A 17,684-nucleotide genomic window follows, 5' to 3' on the forward strand; every position below is an offset into this window, starting at 1 on the left:
AAGCGCTCCGCGCCGCTCACGCGACCACCCCCAACCCCTCTCCCTGAGGCAGCCCTCACCCCCAACCCCTCTCCCTCAGGGAGAGGGGAGTTAGGGATGGATGTAGTTTCTTCATATTTTTTTGTTTGAAATGAGATAAATGGCCGTAACCGCGGAAAACCCCGCGGCTTCCCATCGGTTAAACAGCGCTGAGATCTGGCCTTAACTCGCGGGCACCTCGCAGATACACATGTTGCATGTCAGCTTGGGCAAGCGGAGTATTCAATTGGATCAGAACGCGAATACAACGGGGCAGGTCGCTGCTTACCCCCATCTGCTGCACGTCCAACAACGGTACCGATTCCCAGCCGGGGCGACGACGGGCAAATTGGGCGGGAAAAGCCGCATTTAAATCAGGGGTAACGGAAAAAATAACGCTGACCAACTCAGCCAGATCTAGAGCGTTGCGATGTTCCAGTGCGTCCAACAACTCTGTTACTGCCGCTTCAATCGCCTCGGCAGTGTTTGCCGGTACGGTGATGGCTCCCCGAATTGCTCTGACTCGCCACCCCAATGGCCACACCCTCGCGCCTTTGAGCTCGTCTTGCTTCCAGAAAATTATACAGACTCATCTCCACGGGATCCCATCCCCTGCCAGCTCCGGTTAGGGGCCAGGCTGTAACAGCTTCTCCAGGATCTGAGCGTGGCTGAGGCCGGAGTCCACCCAGGCTTCTCCCTCTTTGAGGCGGGCGGCAGCGGTCAAGATAAACAAGTTGCTCTGCGCCCCCAAGGCCTCGCTGGTGGTTTGCACACAGGCCAGATCCTGGCCGGTTAACTGGCTAAACCAAGTGCCCAGCAGGCCTGCTTCCAAAAAGCCCATCGGGCGCTTGAAATGAGGGGGCGTAGCGGCAGCGAAGGGAGAGTTTCGGATCGACACCACCAGCACCCCCTGATCTTTGTAGGTCCAGTCGATCTCGATCAACCCCCAGCCGTGAGCTTTCCAAGCTTGTCTCAGACTTTGGAGGAAAATGCCCATCTCCAGCTCGGCCAGAGGCTTCTGGTAGTAGTCAGAGAGTTCCTGGGCAAAACGGCGGAAAAATTCCTTGCCCCACATACGACCACAGTTGCGCAACACCAGGCGAGCGGCTTGCCCCGTCTCGTATTCCAAGCCGGTGTAGATACCCCTCAGCAATGCCTCTGGAAGGGCCAAGAGCCGGTCACCGTGGCGACTCTCCAGCAAGCCTGACTCCAGGTCACTTTGCAGGTAGGCGCTGGGCGCGTAGTAGTTGCCCAAAACAGGCGTATAGGGGTCGAAGCTGGTGGAGCCATTGGGGATAGCGGTGGTGCCGGCCATATGTCAAAGATCCCTGGGCTATCAAGTAGGGCAGCGCAATTGGGAAACTCAGCAGGAGAGACCTCTACTCAGTTGATCTGAGTCCGTCCAAAGAGAGCAAAGCTGCTTGCGCCTGGGTGATCAAGGGGCGAATAAACTCTAGCTCTCCAGGGGCCAGATGATCCCTTAGCTCTTGCTGACAAATCCGATAAGCAACCTCGTAGGCGCTTTGCAGCTTGTACAGGCGCACCTCTTCCTCCATCCACTCGATCAGCCGCTCCTTCAACAGGTTCTCGTCCTGGAGCAACATGGCCAGAGCGCTGTAACGCAGCAACAGGAGCAGGTGCCGCCGGCAGAGATCCACCACTTGAGAGGAAAGGTTGGGCATCTCCTTTTGAAGGGTGTTTAGGGTGCGGCTCACCATCTGGCTCTCCCCCTCCCGTACGGCCCGGTACACGTGCAGCCTTTTGGGCCAGCCGAGCACATAGGCTTTGAGCTGCTCCAGTTGCTCCGGTGTGAGGTAGCGGGCCTCTGCCTCAATTAGCATCTGCTCCAGTGGGCTCACCATCTCGCTCCTCCCAAGGGTCGGTGGGTGCTCAGCGGGTGTCGGAGTTCAAAACAGGCTGAATAAATCGGCCAAAGTAATCTGTTTCTCTTCAGGCTGAGGCGGCAGCGCTGCCGACAGGGATCCCATAGAACGGGCCGCCAAAGTCAGGGGATCCCCCGACCAGGGGATGGAGCCGAAGTACTCCCGCACCCCTACAAAAGGCATGGGCAGCGAGGGACTCTGCCGCGGTCGGCTATCCCAATTTAAATGGGCAAAAAAGCTCTGCACCGACTCTTCCAGAAAAACCTCTGCTGTCATGCTTTGGCCACTCCCTGACCGGAGCGCAACTTTTGGGCAATTTCGCCGGCGCTGGCCCCTTCGTTGAGCCAAAAGGCAGCGGCATCGATGCGATCTTTGCTGCCGAGCAAAAATTTGCAGTAGCTTTCCCCCATGGAATAGCACTGGATCTCGATGCAGTTGAGCTGCCGTTCCACCATGGCGCTAAAAAACCCGGCAAACAATCCGGCGTAGAGGTGGCAAACGGGCTTACCCACATCCCCCAGGGTGCGAGCCACAGCGGAGTCGAACAAATTAATGAAAATAAATCCCTGCCGCCGGCCCTCAGTCTCCACCTCCCAGCGCCCCCAGCCTTGCGAGGTCAAGGGCCACCACCAGGTTTCCAAAAGGAACATCAGGTGGCTCTGCTTGGGTTTGCGCCGATACTCCTCCTCGAACCAGCGGGAGAAGTGGATCGCGTCGTTGCTCCCCCACTCGCGGCCAATGGTGTACATCAACGAGGCAGAGGCATCCCCCACTTCTTCTTCTAAGCCCTGCTGTAGGCCCAGGATAAAGTCTTCGCTTACCAAGACGTTGCGCGCGCCCGTCCAGTCCACCAGGGATCCCTGGGAGGGGTCGAAACGATAAAAGTCTTCGCGGCTGTAGTGATTGTGCCGTTGGGCAGCAGGCTGCAGGGGCAACTCGAGGGGAGTGGTTGTCATAGGGGCGGAGAGAGGGTGTCCATTGTTTCACACTTCTTGCTGAATCATAGCCTTTCCGCCGAGGGCTTTGGCCAGGGCCGTCGATAGCTGCAAGAAAAGAGCCTCTGCTGCCGGGAAGCCAGCGACGGCCAGTGCGGGGACTTGGGTTTAGGAGGGAGGTCTGACTTTGACGAAGGCGATGGCGGAGCGCCACAGCAGCGCTTCCCGCCCTTCCGCATCGGCCAAACAGAGGCAGTCGGGATCCTGCCAGCGCAACTGGCCGACAAAGACATCCCCGGTGTTGAGCTTTACCTCAAGGATCTCTCGATCTTTGATCACTTTTTGCAGGCGACGCACGCTTGGGATCCCGGTGTTGAACTCGGTCACGGCAGCCCTCTTGGCCAGCGAAAGGACGGCAAGCGCACTGCTCTCAGTATAGGGGATCCCTGCTGGCCCGCACCTTGGCTGGACAATCTCCATAGCCGGGATCCAAAAACGCTCTTGCCCTCTGACCCACTTTTTCTTTCGGCGGGTACTATGTAGGGGGGATGGCGCTTGGAAAAGACGGTAAGTCTTGTCGGCCTGCCGTATTTTTTAAGCGAATCTACGGGTGTTCTCCCCGAAAAAAGTTAGCAGAATAGGGCTGGGGCGACAGAAAGTGCGCTTGTCGCCCTGGGGAAGGCAAATCCCAGCTTGGGATCCTTGTTGCCTGCTGTTTTGCTACAGAATTGTTTGTCTTTTTCAACCATCATCTGTGCAGGAGAGATCGTTATGGCAGTCGAGAAAGTGAACTCTTCTTCCAGCTTGGCCGAAGTGATCGACCGCATTTTGGACAAAGGGATCGTGGTCGATGCCTGGGTGCGGGTTTCTTTGGTGGGGATCGAGCTGTTGGCCATTGAGGCGCGCGTCGTTGTGGCTTCGGTGGAAACCTACCTGAAATACGCCGAGGCTGTGGGCCTGACGGCTACCGCTGCTGCCCCTGCCGTCTAAATCTGACCCAATCGCTCGATTCCCTTGCCTTCAACACCGCGGGGGTCGAAGGGTCGGGTCGTCGAGAAGGCGAGGCAGGGATCCGCCGTCGATCTCTGCCTTGTTTCCTTAGCTTCGGCTTGGGGATCGAGTTGGGCGGTGGTGTTGAGCTACAGGCCGTGCTGGTGGAGAGCGAGTTGGGAAAAAGCGGAGAACTGCATTCGCCCAGGCATTGAGAAGGACGTAGGGGGATTGCACACCATGAGTTTGCAGGAACAGTGGGTCGTAGCCCGTAATCAACGGGCGGCTCAAAATCAAAGTTTGTTAAGCGGATCCCGGCAGCAGCGCCTGGAGCAGCACCGCGCTCTGATGGCCGAGCTGAGACAACGTTGCCAGGAACGACAAGAGGCAATACGGCAGCAGAGAGAACAAACCCGCAGCCAACTGCGCAACCTGGAGCAGAGCCGGGCGGCGCAGCGAGCCTTGGACGAGCATTCTCGCATGGCGGCTGCGGCGCAGCGGGCTAAAACGGTGGCGGAGCTTCTCTCTCGCATGGCCCAAGAACGAGCCGCCCAATCGCAGGCCCAGCAGCAGGAGCTACAGACTTTTCAAGCCAACTTGACAGCGACCGCGGAGAGCTTGCTGAGCACCTGTGCCCAGGCGCGGCAGGCCATGGCCAACCAAACCCGACAAGTGCGGCAGGCTTTCTATACTGAGTTGCGGCAACGGGTACAAGCTTTGCGGCAACTGGCGCAGCAGGAGCTGGCTCAGATTGCTCAAGAACAGCGGGCAGAGGCCCAGGCTCTGCGGCAGGCTTTGACAGCTTTCCGCAAGGCGTTGCACGAGCAGGTGTGGGGGAATGGGATCCCAGGGGATCGGCCCATTGTCCCAGATCTTGAGGAATCTGAAGAGGGTGATAAGCCGCCTGAGAGCTCGGTCAAAGCTGCAACAACGATTTCGACTGAGGTTACCCAACCAGAGCCTGTAGTTCCAGTCTCAGACAACACAGCCCCTCCTCCTGTGACACCACCTGAACCTCCGCCAGTTCCGCCCGAGCCCATCCCTGAGCTGGATCCCATCGTGGCCTACGTCAACGACTATGTGGCCAGCCTGCAAGCGCAGGATCCCGATGTCACGTTGCTGCAGGTGATCGGGGATCGGGAGCGGGTGCGGGATCTGCTGGCCCGCGGTGCAGTGGATCTGGGGGTGGATCCCTCGGAAATCTTGGCCACCTTGCGGCGTATGGTGTCAGCGACGGTTGTGGTCTGAGCCCAGCGCAGTCCCTAGGAGCGCAAAAAGACCGTTGCGGCTATAGTCAAGGCAAGAGCGTCAAGGCAATTGAGAGTTGGGTATTGCTATGGCCACGGTTCTGCAGGCGCGTCCCCGCCAATTTGTGAACACTCCTTACATCGAGCGGATTACCCGCCGCGCTTTGCGCTATCTGCAATCGGGTTTTGCGGTGCATCTGCGGGGGCCTTCGGGCACGGGCAAGACTACCCTGGCGATGCATCTGGCCAGCCTGCTGGGCCGTCCCATCATGCTGATCTACGGCGATGATCGCTTCGATTCTTCCGACCTGATCGGCGGGCGCACCGGCTTTACCCATCGGCGGGTGGTGGATAATTTCATCCACTCGGTGGTGAAAATGGAAGAAGACGTGCGGCAGCGCTGGGTGGATGCCCGCCTCACCTTGGCCTGCCGCGAGGGCTTTACCCTCATCTACGACGAGTTCAACCGCTCCCGCCCTGAGGCCAACAACGCCCTCCTGAGCGCTTTGGAAGAGAGGCTGCTGGTGTTGCCGCCAGATAGCAACCGCTCCGAATATCTGCGGGTGCATCCCCAGTTCCGGGCCATCTTTACCTCTAACCCAGAGGAATACACCGGGGTTCACAAGGCCCAAGATGCGCTGCTGGATCGGATGATCACCATCGATATGGGGGAACCGGACATCGAGACCGAAAAAGAGATCCTCACTGCCCGCATTGGTCTATCTGCCCCCGATGCGCTCAAGATCGTGCACATTGTGCGGGCTTTTCGCCGCAAGCTGGATTTGACCCGCCACCCCAGCCTGCGCAGTTGTCTGATGATCGGGCGGATCGTCAAGGAGCACGAGCTGGCGGTGAGCAAAGACAATGCCGACTTTCGCGCTTTGTGTGCCGACGTGCTGTTGCCCCGGGCCGGCAAGCGCTATGAAGAGGGATCCCAGTTACTGAATTATCTGCTAGACCAACTGCCTGGCTAGGTCTTCTGCCTGTGGGTGCGCTCTGGAGGTCGATGAACCCTGTGCCGATTAGCTCTCAACCCTTGAATACGGCCACTCACGGCTCCTCGCTAGCCGACGTGTTGGAGCGGGTGCTGGATAAGGGCATTGTTATTGCTGGAGACATCACCGTTTCGGTGGGCAATGTGGAGCTGCTCAATGTCCGCATCCGGCTGTTGATCTCTTCGGTGGACAAGGCCAAGGAGATCGGGATCAACTGGTGGGAATCGGATCCCTATCTCAACAGCCAAGCCCGGGAGCTGCTGGAAACCAACCGCCAGTTACTGCAGCGGGTCAGCGAGCTGGAAAAGCAACTGGCCCAAGGGCTGCCCAAGGGGGGAAATGGAAGCGATTAACACGTTGCCCCGTCAGAAGGGATCCGGGATCCCAGGCTAGACTGGCTGCTGGGGTGGTTTGACAAGGTGATGGGATGGCACTGGGGATCAACCTCGATCGCAAGGTTTTGGGCCGGCTGAGGGAGCTGGGCTGGTCGATGGGTGTGGTGGTGGCGCTTGCGATCCCCGGCCCGGCCTGGGGGCAAAATCCGCGCGCCATCAGCATTAGCGCTGATGTTCAGGAGGCCAATGCCAATACGGGGGTGTTTATAGCCACTGGCAACGTCACCCTCAGCTTCCCTGCCGAGCGCCTCACGGCCCGCGCCCAAAGAGCGGTGTACTACAGCCAGGAGCAACGCATTGAGCTGGAGGGCCAGGTCACCATCCGCCAAGGGGAAAATCAGTTGCAAGCAGAAAAGGTCATCTATTACATCGAAAAAGGCACGATCCAGGCTGCGCCGGCAGCAGGGAGCCAGGTGGAGTCCGTTTACGTGCTGCCAGAGCCGACCGCAAGCCCTTGAGATCGAGTGTTTGGCCCATCAACCCTCTGCGTTCCGGTCGCCCCTGAGGAATATGAGTTTGAGGCCAATGGGGTGGTTCACCCCTGAATCAGCTTTGGCTCCTGTTCCCAATGGCAAGTTATGCCCACCCTGCCCTACAGCAGGGACTTGGCTCGTCTGTACGTTTGAAGCGCCCACGAAAGGATTCGAACCTCCGACACCTGGGACCGGAACCCAGTGCTCTAGTCCACTGAGCTACGTGGGCAGCGCTATTGCATAACCTATCTTATCGCCTGATTTTCCCTTCTGCCAAGGGGAAAAAGCTGCGGCGGTGCTGCGGGGTCGGCCCTAGGTTTTGCAACGCCAGTCGGTGCTCCTGCGTGCCATAGCCCACGTTGGTGCGCCAGCCGTAGCCAGGGTACTGGTGATCCCAGCTTTGCATCAGGGCATCCCGCCAGACCTTGGCCACGATGGAAGCGGCGGCGATGGAGAGGCTGAGCTGATCCCCTTTAACCAGCGCCGTCTGCCGGGATCCCAGCTCGGCCAACGGCAACCCATCCAGCAAGATGTGCTCCACTTCCCCCACCTGCGCCAGCGCTCGTTGCATGGCCAGCAGCGTGGCCTGGCGAATGTTGAGCTGGTCGATCTCGGCGGCAGAGGCGCTGCCAATACCCACAGCCAGGGCCACCTGGCGAATCCGCTCCGCCCAGTGGGTGCGCTGCGGCGGGCGCAGTTGTTTGCAATCCCTCACTCCCTCCAGCGTTTTGGGATCCATCTGGGCCGGCAAAATGACCGCCGCTGCCACCACCGGCCCCGCCAGCGCCCCCCGCCCCACCTCGTCCACCCCCGCCACTCGGAGAATCCCCTGTTGCCAAAGGGATCCCTCCCAAACCAAACTGGGCTTCGCCGTCTTGCCCACAACGCCAGCCCTGGAGCCATCAACCCACCAGACCACCGTGCTCCTGCGCTCAACCGGCTGGTCTAACTGCTATGGGAGCGGCGTCGCCTGGAGGCTGCCGGAGATTGCTGGGCAGGGCTGATCCCCTGTTCCGCCGGTGGCTCGGCCAAGGTGCTCCCCACCGCTGATGGGAACGATTCAGCAGAGGGGATTTCGGGTGGGGGAAGGTTATCCACCGGCTCCTTCTCCTGCAAGGCATCCGCTTCGGGCACCCACTCCTCCGACTGAGCAGTGGCCTCAGTCTCTGGCCTGGTTTCCGCCTTGACAGTTCCCGGCAGAACCACCCTAACCGCCAGGTCGCGGCCCCAAGGTGGCGGCTGATCCAGAAGCAACAGCGGCGATAGCCCCAACTCCGAGTAGACCCGTTGTTGCAGCGGGGTCATCTCCACGGTGATGGTTTGCCGTGGCGGAGCTGGACGGCCTTCTGAGGACTCCGTCCCGCTGGCGCCAGCAGCTCGGGCCGGGGCAGTGTGGCTCTTGCGTAGGGTGGGTTCTGCCTCCTCGGCGCGGCCAGAACGGCGGGGTTCGCGGCGCTTCGGCTCTGCTCCACCCCCCTGCAGGGGATCCTCCCCAAGCGGCTCCGGGGTTTCCTCTTCGGCAAGCGTATCCGTGCTGCGCACAACGAGGCGCTGGCTAGTGCGGGGATCCCCCCAGTCTTCGCGGGAGCGCTTGCGTTCGGTTTCAACCCGTGGCTCCTCCAGATCGACTGAGGCAGCAAAGGGCGAAAAGGGATCCGGGCTGGGGCGTCGTTGTCCGGGGGCAGAGCGTGACCGCCGCAGCAGCGCGCGACTATCGCCTCGAGACAACCCATCGCTCCCGACTCGCAGACGGGCCCGTTGGGCGTTGCCATCGCGGGGCAGGATCGGGCCAGCCTCTTCCTCATCCCCTTCCTCCGCCTCGCTGGGCAGTGTTACAGTCAGGCCACTTTCGACGGTCAGCAGCCGTCCCGGCTCCGCCCCTGGCAGACGGGCCAGGATCCCCAGCCCCTCGCAGGTGGGGCAAGAATGGCCGAAGATCTCGTAAAGGCTTTGCCCCTGCCGTTTGCGGGTCAGCTCCACCAGACCCAATTCCGAGAGTTGGGCCACCTGGGGGCGAGCTTTGTCGCTGGAGAGGGCCTTGTTGAAGTGCTCCAAAACCAGCAACTGGTCGCGGCGGGAATCCATATCGATAAAATCCACCACGATCACACCGGCAATGTTGCGCAGTCTCAATTGGCGGGCGATCTCGGTGGCGGCCTCGCAATTGGTCCACAGCACCGTCTCGCGGGAGGTGGCCGATTGGGTGAAAGAGCCGGAGTTGACGTCGATCACCGTCAGGGCCTCGGTGGGCTCGATGACGATGTAGCCACCGGAGGGCAGATCCACCCGAGGCCGCAACGCCTGGCGAATGACCGCATTGACCCGGAAATACTCCAGGATGGGGGTGGGCTCGCGGTGGGCATCGACCACGACGCCAGGCGGCATCTGGCCCTTGTTCCAACCTTGCAGATAGCTGCGCACCCGCTTTGCGCCAGCAACAGAGTCGGTAACAATGCGGTTCACGTCCTCCGAGTAGACATCCCGCAGCACCCGCTGAATGAAATCATCGTCCCGGCTGAGCAGGCCTGGCTCCCGTGCCGCCTGATACTGCTGTTGAATATCTTCCCAGAGCTTTTTCAACTGCTCCAGGTCGTCGATTATCGCCTCTTCGGATACCCCCTCCGCTTCGGTACGTACCAGCAGGCCCATCTGCGGAGGTTTAATTAAGATAGCCAGGGATTTCAAACGGTTGCGTTCTTCCCGATCCTCGATGCGCCGGGACAGGTGAACGCCTTTGCCGTAGGGCCGCAACACCAAATACCGCCCTGGAAAGGCCAAATCTCCGGTTAGCCTTGGCCCTTTGTTGCCGGTGGGCTCTTTCATCACCTGCACCAGCACCTTTTGCTGGGGCAAGACCAACTCGGAGATGGAGGCATGGTTGCGTTTGAGGCGCAGCGGGCCTAGGTCGCTGACATGGATAAAGCCATTGCGTTCGGCGGGGCCGATGTTGACAAAAGCGGCATCAATGCTGGGCAGAACGTTCTCGATGATCCCGACGTAAACATCCCCCACTTGGTGAGCGCCGCTGGCGACGATCAGCTCCTGCACTTGGTCTTCGGCGAAGACGGCTGCCACTCGATGTTGCTCGGCAATGACGATCTGCCTGGGCATTAACCCTCCTCCCCGCCCCAAGGGCACGCGGTTGCGGACTGAACCCTCATTCGGGCGAGGCGTCGTCCTTTGGCCGGGATCCGCTCAAGTTTCTTTAACCAAGATCGACTCATCATGGAGTTGTCTATTACCCTAAGCTCTGCTCTGACGGAATAGAACCGATTAGCTTCCTCATCCAAGGGGTGAGGCGAGTTAAGTTCAGGTGAACTACCCGATGCTGGCCCTGGCGAGTCCAGCGCAGGGCTTCTGCTGCTTGCAACGAAAGCTCATCGGTGGAGATGCATGAATGGGGTGAGGTTTGCATGGAGATTCATGGATGGGCTCAATCGACAGGCTCAGTAAGCATGACGGCTCCGCCTCGGGAGATGGGACGCTGGCTCCTTGCAGAACCCCAATTGTGCGACCCCAGCCTGAGCCAACAACAAGACGGGGTTTGCACGTGGAAAGAAGCACCTTCTCAGGGTTAAGATATAGCCCGGGCTAGGTCAAACGGTCAGATCCCTCTGTTCACCTATGGTTTGACCCCGCCGTGCCTGTTACTTGCCCCGGGTACTGAGCTAAGAGTGTCTCCATTCCAAAACCCGGCCCAACCTTTGCCTGCTGCTCGCTCCGCCTTCGGTCAGGTTGATGCTCGGCAAGCCCCACAGCGGCAGGAGCCAGTAGTAGCAGCATTATAGCGCTTGTGGGATCCCTCAGCCCAGATAGGCACTTGGCCATTTTGCCGCGCAACGCTGCTGCGACCGGATCTCAACAGCTGGGCTGCTCCCCTGGGAAATCCTTAATCCTGATCGGACAGGGGGTGTTCCCACAACAGGCGCAGCCGCTTGGCCGTCTGCAACGTCCAGCAGGGCAACCCCAGGGACTCGGCCATTTGCACCAGTTGGTTGGGCCGTAGGTAGGCGCCGTCGTTGCGGCAACTGCCGCGGTAGAGAAGGTGGGCGCTGCCGTCGGGGGCCAAGCCCTGAAACTCCAGGTAGTAGAGCAGGGCACGGGCATTGAAGGGAGCGGATTTGCCCGACTTGGAGCGTTTCTCAATCCAGATCTCGCGCGCATCCAGGATCTGGGTGACCCAGGCCGGCCAGTCGGCAGTGGGCGACTCGCAACTTACAGTGAGCTGATATTCGGCAGCATAGACGGCTTCGGTGGCCGAGGGATCCCGCAGGCCGATCGCTTGGATGGCTCGGATGGAGAGTTCAGGGGGCAGTTGTTCGCTCAGAAGGGCGCGCAGTTCCTCAGGGGTGACGGGCCCCTCAGGCCGCTCCAGCAACTCCAGATCGAGGATCTCTCCATAGCCTTCCTGGCCAATGGGTAGGGCGTTGGCGTTGGCCAGGCGGGGCATGGGGTGGTAGCCGCCGCTGAAGGCCAGAGGTAGCCCCGCTCGCCGACAAGCCCGTTCCCACAGCCGCATCAGATCCAGGTGGCCCAGCCAGCGCAGATCCCCGGTTTTGCCGTAGGTGATGCGGAAGCGCTGGGCGGGCGGCTGCGGCTCCAGGGGATCCGGGGTGGGGGTGGGCCGGCTTTGCAGGGGCGGGACGGGCGGGGGCGGGATGACGATGTTGTGGCCAAAGCCGGGGCCGCAGATGCCGCAGGCGGAGCACTTCTCAAAGGAACAATCTTCCACCGTGATGGCTTCCAGGGCGCGGTGGTAGTCTTTCTGCAGCCATTTTTTGTCGATGCCGGTATCGATGTGATCCCAGGGCAAGGGATCCTCCAAACCCAGCTCGCGCATGGGGAGATGGGCGCAGAGGGCGACCGGATCGGCGCTGGGATCCACGGCTTCGCCGCAGTAGGCCTTCACCCAGGCGGCATAGGCGGCGTCGATGTTTTCCCACCAGGCGTCCAGGCCGGCGCCGGCCCGCCAGGCCTGCTCGATCATGCGGCCCAGGGAGCGATCCCCCTTGCCGATAAAGTCTTCTAGGATGCTGAAGCGGATATCCGTGAAGTGGGCCTTGACCCCCCGCAGCCGCCGCAGCTCTTTTTGCAGCAGGCCCTGCTTGCGCTGCACGTCGGCGTAGTCTACCCGGTGCCACTGGAAGGGGGTGTGGGGCTTGGGCGTGAAGTTGGAGAGGGTGAGGGTAAATTCCACCCGCTTGCGGCCCAGGGCAGCGCACTCCCGCTGCAGCATCTCGACCGTGCGGGCGATCCCCAGCACATCGGCGTCGGTCTCGCCGGGCAGGCCAATCATGAAATAAAGCTTAATTTTGTCCCAGCCCTCTTGGACGGCGGTGCGGATGCCGCGAATCAGGTCGGCGTCGGTGAGGCCCTTGTTGATAATGTCCCGCAGCCGTTGGGTACCGGCTTCTGGGGCAAAAGTCAGCCCCGAGCGGCGGGATCCCTTCATGATGGCGGCAATTTGCCCATCGAAGCGATCCACCCGTTGGCTGGGCAGCGAGAGCGCAACCTGCTGGCCAAGGAGACGGTTGTGCAGCTCGGCCCCCACCGCCGGCAGGGAAAGGTAGTCGGAGCAACTGAGGGAGGAGAGGGAAAATTCGTTGTAGCCGGTTTTGCGCAGGCCCTGCACCACTGCTTCCACTACTGCTTCCGGCTCCACATCGCGGGCTGGACGGGTGAGCATGCCGGGTTGGCAAAAGCGACAGCCGCGGGTACAGCCCCGCCGCACTTCCATCACCAGGCGGTCGTGGACGGTCTCCACCAAGGGCACCAGGCCGACAGCGTATTGGGGTTGGGGCAGCGCTACGCGGCGGCGAATACGCTCCGGCACGCCGGGCACGATGGGTCGGGGCGGGATCCCCTCGTAAAACTGGGGCACGTACACCCCCGGCACCTGGGCCAATTCCAAGAGCACTTCTCGGCGGGGCTTGTGCAGGGATCCGGCCAAGACCTGGCCGATCTCCGGCAGTACCTCTTCCCCATCCCCAAAGACGAAGAAGTCAAAAAAGTCGGCAAAGGGCTCTGGGTTGGAGGTGGCGGTCGGCCCACCGGCAAAGATCAGGGGACACTCTTGCGGGGTGAAGGCTTGCCGTTCCCACCATTTGAGCGGGATCCCGGCCAGATCCAGCATCTCTAAGATGTTGGTGCCCCCCAGCTCGTAGGCCAGGCTGAAGCCGATAATATGGAAAGCGCGCAAGGGGCGGCGCGATTCTACGGCAAACAGCGGGATCCGCAACTGCCGCATCCGGGCCGCCAAATCCGGGCCTGGCAGATAGGTGCGGTCGCACAACTGATCCGGCTGGGCGTTGAGGATGTTGTAGAGAATGATGTGGCCCAGGTTGGAAGCCCCCACCTCGTACAGCTCCGGGTAGCTCAGCACCCAACGCACCCGCGCCGAGTCCCAGGGGCGGTGGGCGGCGCCGAATTCTTTCCCCAAGTAGCGGGCTGGCCGCTGGATCTCAGGCGTGAGCAGGCGATCCAGATCGATGGGGCCTAGATGGGCTTGCATGGCAGCCGGAGAGAGCATGGGGATCCGAGCAAGAAGTGAACGCAGCTACTGATCTGACTCTAGCCGAACTTTCCCGGCAGCCCAAACCCAGGGCGGATAGAACAGCAAAACTCTTTCTCAACCCCATCTCCCCTCTCCTTCTGGGAGAGGGGTTGGGGGTGAGGGCGCACATCACTTCGGCAACCGCTGCAAGGCCAGCGCCAACTGTTCGTACTCAGCCAAATGGTTGTAAACCTGGGCCGAGATGCGCACCCAAAGCTGGCCGGCAAAGGGAATGATGGGAACTTCGATGCGGTGCATCTGCCAGAGGTAGTCGTGCAGGCGGCGGGCCCGCTCCGCCAAGGGCAGCTCCGGGATCCACTGTTGCCAGAAGGGTGGCAAGGGCAGGGTCGCCATGAAGCCCAACATCTTCTCAGGGGCGGGTGGGATCCCTTCCAGTTTTTCCAAGAGCAACTGCCGCGCCTGCAGCAGCAGCGTGTGGTTGTACCGGCGCAGCCTCTCCACCCCCAGCTCCCGGATGAAGGCCAGGGCTGCCGAGATGGCCAGCCAAGCGCTGGGATCGCGGGTGCCCACCCAGTCGAACTCGGCTGTGAACCCTTGCCCATAGCCGTGGGAGATGGCCAGGGGATGGGTTTGGGCCTGGCGGTGGGGGGCCGCCCACAGAAAGGCACAGCCTTTGGGGGCAAACAGCCACTTGTGGGCGTTGCCGGTGTACCAATCGGCTCCTAGGCTTTCCAACTCCAACGGGAGAACCCCCGGCGCATGGGCCCCGTCCACCAAGACCGGGATCCCGTGCTGCCGACAGAGGCCAACAAGCTCCGCCAAGGGGTAGATCAGGGCCGTGGGCGAGGTGAGGTGATCCACCACCGCCAGCCGAGTCTGGGGGGTGAGAATGGCTGCAAACGCTGCCAGAACCTGCTCCGGCCCCGCAATGGGGAAGGGGATCTGCGCTTCCGCCAGCACGGCCCCCCAGCGTTCACAGACATAGCGCAACGCCTGGCGGACAGCCCCGTAGCCATGGTTGGTACAGGCAATCTGATCCCCTGGCCGAAACGACAGCGAGCGCAACACCGTGTTGATGCCGCCAGTGGCATTTTCCACAAACACGAGATTTTCGGGTTCGGCCCCGACAAACTGGGCCAGCTCTGCCGCCGCCGCCCGCAAAGCCCGCGGCAGCTCTTCCCCCATAAACTGCACCGGCTGGGCCTCTAGGCGTTCTTGCCAAGCACTTTGGGCCTGCAACACCTTTTTCGGGGTCGCACCGAAAGAGCCGTGATTCAAAAAAATGGCCTGGGGATCCAGCCCCCACAACGAGCGGTCGCAAAGCGGTGCCTCGGCACTGGCAGCCGCTTCCAAGCAGTAGGGATCCGATCCGGCACTTGAGGAAAAAGACATGGCTGAGTCGCCTGTGTTACAAAAATCTGGGATCCGCGTCCAAGCAGCTTGCCCAGAAAATTAAGAGTGTCAAGGCTAGATGGACAGGGCTGCGGTCAGACCATCGGATGGGAGGAGAGTTCTTTAGGATGCCTCTACAGGCTGCCATTGGACTCTGGACTGAGATCCTCAAGGGGGGCGATTTTGCTCAGCTTGATTTTGGGGTTGCTGCTGATGAATTGCTGCAAGGTCCACTCGTTTTTAAAGAGGAGAACGGGCCTATCTTGAATGTCTTTGACGATAAGGGTGTTAAACAGGCTGGGGATGTTCTCCAGAACTTCCCAGCCATTCTCTACCCAGCGGGCCAGCGTGTAGGGCAGCATCTCCAGCCGGGTTTCGACGTTGTACTCATGTTCCAGGCGGTACTGCAGCACCTCAAACTGCAACTGGCCCACTGCGGCCACAATCGGATCCCGTTTGGACTCGTCGAGGGAGTACATCATCTGCACCGCTCCCTCTTCCTGCAGCTCTGATACCCCTTTCTGGAACTGCTTAAACTTGGAGGGGTTGGGATTTTTTAAATAGGCAAACAGCTCCGGCGAAAAGCTGGGGATCCCGGCGTAGCGCAACTTCGGGCCGGTGTAGAGGGTATCCCCAATCCTGAAGATGCCAGGGTTGTTGAGGCCGATGACATCGCCAGGATAGGCTTCATCGATGGAGATGCGCTCTTGAGCAAACAATTTTTGGGGATAGGAGAGGCGGATGGGGCGGTTGAGGCGGGCATGGTTGACCACCATGTCCTTCTCGAACCTGCCGGAGCAGATGCGCACAAAAGCAAGGCGATCCCGGTGGCGGGGATCCATATTGGCCTGTAGCTTAAAGACAAAGCCGGTAAACTCAGGATGTTCGGGTGGGATCAGCCCTGCCGTGCTCTCGTGGGGCATTGGCGGCAGAGAATACTCCAGAAACGCATTGAGAAACAGCTCCACCCCAAAATTGGTCATGGCGCTGCCGAAAAAGACCGGCGTTTGCTTGCCAGCATGAACCTGCTTGAGATCCAAGCTGGGCATGAGGCCATCCAACAGCTCCAGCTCTTCTTTGAATTGGTAATAGAGATCTTTTTCAACCAAGTCTTCAATTTGCGGATCCCCCAGCTTGATGACCATTTCTTTGGCCCGCAGCCGTCCCCGCGAGACCCGCTCAAAGAAATGAAACTCCTGCGTGCGTCGGTCAAACAAAGCTGTAAAGCGCTCCCCTGAGCCAATCGGCCAGGTTACAGGATAGGGCTTGAGGCCGAGCTCAGTCTCAATTTCGTCCATTAGCTCCAAGGGATCCCGGCTGGGGCGATCCATCTTGTTGATGAAGGTAAAAATCGGCAACTTCCGCAGTTGACAGACTTCAAACAGCTTGCGGGTCTGGGGTTCTAGCCCTTTGCCGGCATCTTCCAGCATCACAGCGTTATCAGCCGCCGCCAGGGTGCGGTAGGTATCTTCACTGAAGTCTTGGTGGCCGGGAGTATCGAGCAAGTTGAGGCGAATGTTGCGGTAGTCAAACTGCAACACGGTCGAGGTAATGGAAATGCCCCGCTGCCTTTCCAGCTCCATCCAGTCGGAGGTAACCCGCTTTTGGGCGCGGCGGGCCTTTACAGCCCCCGCTTCTTGAATCGCCCCCCCGTACAACAACAGCTTTTCCGTAAGCGTGGTTTTCCCGGCATCGGGGTGGGAAATAATGGCAAAGGTGCGCCGTTGCTGGATAGCGTTGGCCAAATCTACTGCTTTCATGAAAAGTTACTGCTCCAATCAAAACCCGCTCGTCTCACAGCGCGCTGACGCTACGCGACCCTTAAAAAATAGCGATGGCACTCCCCTTGCGGCCCTGCTGTTGCTTCGCAGACGATGGAGAGCTCTAGCGAGGAGTAGAAATGAAAAAGGCTGGGATGGCCGTCCGCTAGCGGGGGAGGGAGCACAGGCTGAAAAGCTGGGGGTAACCTACTCTGACCGTAGCACAGGACTTGGTTCTACCGTTGCCTGGCACTCGAGGACAGAGATCCTTTGGAGCGGAATTCCCACCCGAGCGGATCGGGATCAATGGGTCTCGTTCAACAGTTGCTCAGCAGTTGCTCAATGGTGGCGATGGTGAAGTTTTGGCTGACCACCAGCCGTTCCACGCGAATGCGGTGGGCCTGCAGCAGGCACTCTTGTTGCAATGCTTTGGGCAGTCGTTCCCAATGATCCAGCAGGACTTCCAGCAAAATCTCGCCCGGCAGCCCGGTGGTGCTTTGCAGGGATCCCAGCTTTTGTACTCTCTTGATAGACCATTTGAGGGTGAGCTTTTGCAGGCCCAGTTGGGCATCGAGGGCCTCGCGGGGATCCGCTGGCTTGGCGGCACCGTTTTGGTGAACTCCATCGCCGGTACAGGTGGTGGCAGGGGGCAGAAGCTCGGCTTGCCCTTCAGTCGGCAGCGTAGCCCATTTGGCCGGGTTGACCTGCTCGACCGGAGCCGGCGACAGGACGGGCAGAGGATCCACGTCAAGATCTCCACCCAGAGAAGGCGCTTCAGGTGGGAAGGGTGCATCGGCCAAAAGAGGGATCCGCTCTGCCTCTGGCGGGGTTGTGGCAGCACAGCCCTGACGGGGCGAGGCCACGGGAGATTGCTCCGGCTCGACACCCACTGCCCCAGGGCGAGGCAGATCCAGAGGCTGTGTCTCTTTGTTGTCTTTGGGACGGTGCGGAGCATCCACGCAATCGACAGGCACAGGTTCGGGCAGCTCTGGCTGTTTATTCACCCCCATGCGCGAGAGCAGATCGGCCTTGGTAGGGCCAGTGGGCAATTTTTTCTTGGGGGGCTTTTTGGTGGTAGCCAT

General features: G+C 60.4%; 17 protein-coding genes and 1 tRNA gene. 5 read left to right on the top strand and 13 right to left on the bottom strand.

All coding sequences use genetic code 11. The annotated features are described in order from the left end of the window. Positions 1-178: 178 nt before the first annotated feature. The 6 genes from aroH to NW853_RS03665 form a co-directional block, all read right to left on the bottom strand. Positions 179-553 carry a chorismate mutase gene (gene aroH / locus NW853_RS03640; protein WP_414334481.1) on the bottom strand — a complete coding sequence of 125 codons (375 nt, stop codon included), beginning with the start codon at positions 551-553 and terminating at the stop codon, positions 179-181. Between the two features lie 90 nt (positions 554-643). Continuing rightward, the gene (locus NW853_RS03645) at positions 644-1,333 is read right to left on the bottom strand and encodes a V4R domain-containing protein (RefSeq protein WP_414334479.1); all 690 of its coding nucleotides are present in this window, start codon (positions 1,331-1,333) and stop codon (positions 644-646) included. 64 nt (positions 1,334-1,397) lie between these two features. Beyond that, entirely contained in the window at positions 1,398-1,880 is a 483-nt protein-coding gene (locus tag NW853_RS03650; RefSeq protein WP_414334477.1) for a hypothetical protein, read from the bottom strand. 45 nt (positions 1,881-1,925) lie between these two features. Further along, positions 1,926-2,177, bottom strand: coding sequence for a hypothetical protein (locus NW853_RS03655; RefSeq protein ID WP_414334475.1), 252 nt, complete (start codon positions 2,175-2,177; stop codon positions 1,926-1,928). Further along, on the bottom strand, positions 2,174-2,857 hold the full coding sequence (locus NW853_RS03660; RefSeq protein WP_414334474.1) for a V4R domain-containing protein: 684 nt from the start codon (positions 2,855-2,857) through the stop codon (positions 2,174-2,176). Before NW853_RS03660 ends, NW853_RS03655 begins: the two co-directional genes overlap by 4 nt. A 147-nt stretch (positions 2,858-3,004) precedes the next feature. After that, entirely contained in the window at positions 3,005-3,316 is a 312-nt protein-coding gene (locus tag NW853_RS03665; protein WP_414334472.1) for an Hfq-related RNA-binding protein, read from the bottom strand. 291 nt (positions 3,317-3,607) lie between these two features. Here NW853_RS03665 and gvpA point away from each other — a divergent pair, with 291 nt between their 5' ends. From gvpA to NW853_RS03690, 5 genes are all read left to right on the top strand, one after another. Next, entirely contained in the window at positions 3,608-3,826 is a 219-nt protein-coding gene (gene gvpA / locus NW853_RS03670) for a gas vesicle structural protein GvpA (RefSeq protein ID WP_011429717.1), read from the top strand. Between the two features lie 240 nt (positions 3,827-4,066). Further along, positions 4,067-5,074 (top strand): gas vesicle protein GvpC, encoded by a 1,008-nt coding sequence (gvpC, locus tag NW853_RS03675; protein ID WP_414347816.1) that lies wholly within the window; start codon positions 4,067-4,069, stop codon positions 5,072-5,074. Positions 5,075-5,162: 88 nt separating this feature from the next. Then, on the top strand, positions 5,163-6,047 hold the full coding sequence (gene gvpN / locus NW853_RS03680) for a gas vesicle protein GvpN (protein WP_414334468.1): 885 nt from the start codon (positions 5,163-5,165) through the stop codon (positions 6,045-6,047). 41 nt (positions 6,048-6,088) lie between these two features. Then, on the top strand, positions 6,089-6,421 hold the full coding sequence (locus tag NW853_RS03685; protein WP_414334484.1) for a gas vesicle protein: 333 nt from the start codon (positions 6,089-6,091) through the stop codon (positions 6,419-6,421). 74 nt (positions 6,422-6,495) lie between these two features. Beyond that, positions 6,496-6,921, top strand: a complete 426-nt coding sequence (locus NW853_RS03690) for an LptA/OstA family protein (RefSeq protein ID WP_414334466.1) — start codon at positions 6,496-6,498, stop codon at positions 6,919-6,921. A 170-nt stretch (positions 6,922-7,091) separates the two neighbouring features. Here NW853_RS03690 and NW853_RS03695 read toward each other — a convergent pair. From NW853_RS03695 to NW853_RS03725, 7 genes are all read right to left on the bottom strand, one after another. Beyond that, positions 7,092-7,165: transfer RNA gene (locus NW853_RS03695), tRNA-Arg, on the bottom strand. Between the two features lie 21 nt (positions 7,166-7,186). Beyond that, positions 7,187-7,819: a ribonuclease HII gene (locus NW853_RS03700; protein WP_414334483.1), complete on the bottom strand. Its 633-nt coding sequence runs from the start codon at positions 7,817-7,819 to the stop codon at positions 7,187-7,189. Positions 7,820-7,881: 62 nt separating this feature from the next. Beyond that, positions 7,882-10,047, bottom strand: a complete 2,166-nt coding sequence (locus NW853_RS03705) for an Rne/Rng family ribonuclease (RefSeq protein WP_414347819.1) — start codon at positions 10,045-10,047, stop codon at positions 7,882-7,884. 778 nt (positions 10,048-10,825) lie between these two features. Further along, complete coding sequence (locus tag NW853_RS03710; protein ID WP_414347820.1) at positions 10,826-13,465, bottom strand: TIGR03960 family B12-binding radical SAM protein; 2,640 nt, start codon at positions 13,463-13,465, stop codon at positions 10,826-10,828. A gap of 153 nt (positions 13,466-13,618) precedes the next feature. Then, complete coding sequence (locus NW853_RS03715; protein WP_414334460.1) at positions 13,619-14,842, bottom strand: aminotransferase class V-fold PLP-dependent enzyme; 1,224 nt, start codon at positions 14,840-14,842, stop codon at positions 13,619-13,621. A gap of 134 nt (positions 14,843-14,976) precedes the next feature. After that, positions 14,977-16,602: a peptide chain release factor 3 gene (locus NW853_RS03720; protein ID WP_414334458.1), complete on the bottom strand. Its 1,626-nt coding sequence runs from the start codon at positions 16,600-16,602 to the stop codon at positions 14,977-14,979. 317 nt (positions 16,603-16,919) lie between these two features. Continuing rightward, positions 16,920-17,684, bottom strand: a complete 765-nt coding sequence (locus NW853_RS03725) for a hypothetical protein (RefSeq protein ID WP_414347822.1) — start codon at positions 17,682-17,684, stop codon at positions 16,920-16,922.

The organism is Synechococcus sp. H55.11, assembly GCF_047462475.1.
Lineage (GTDB): Bacteria > Cyanobacteriota > Cyanobacteriia > Thermostichales > Thermostichaceae > Thermostichus.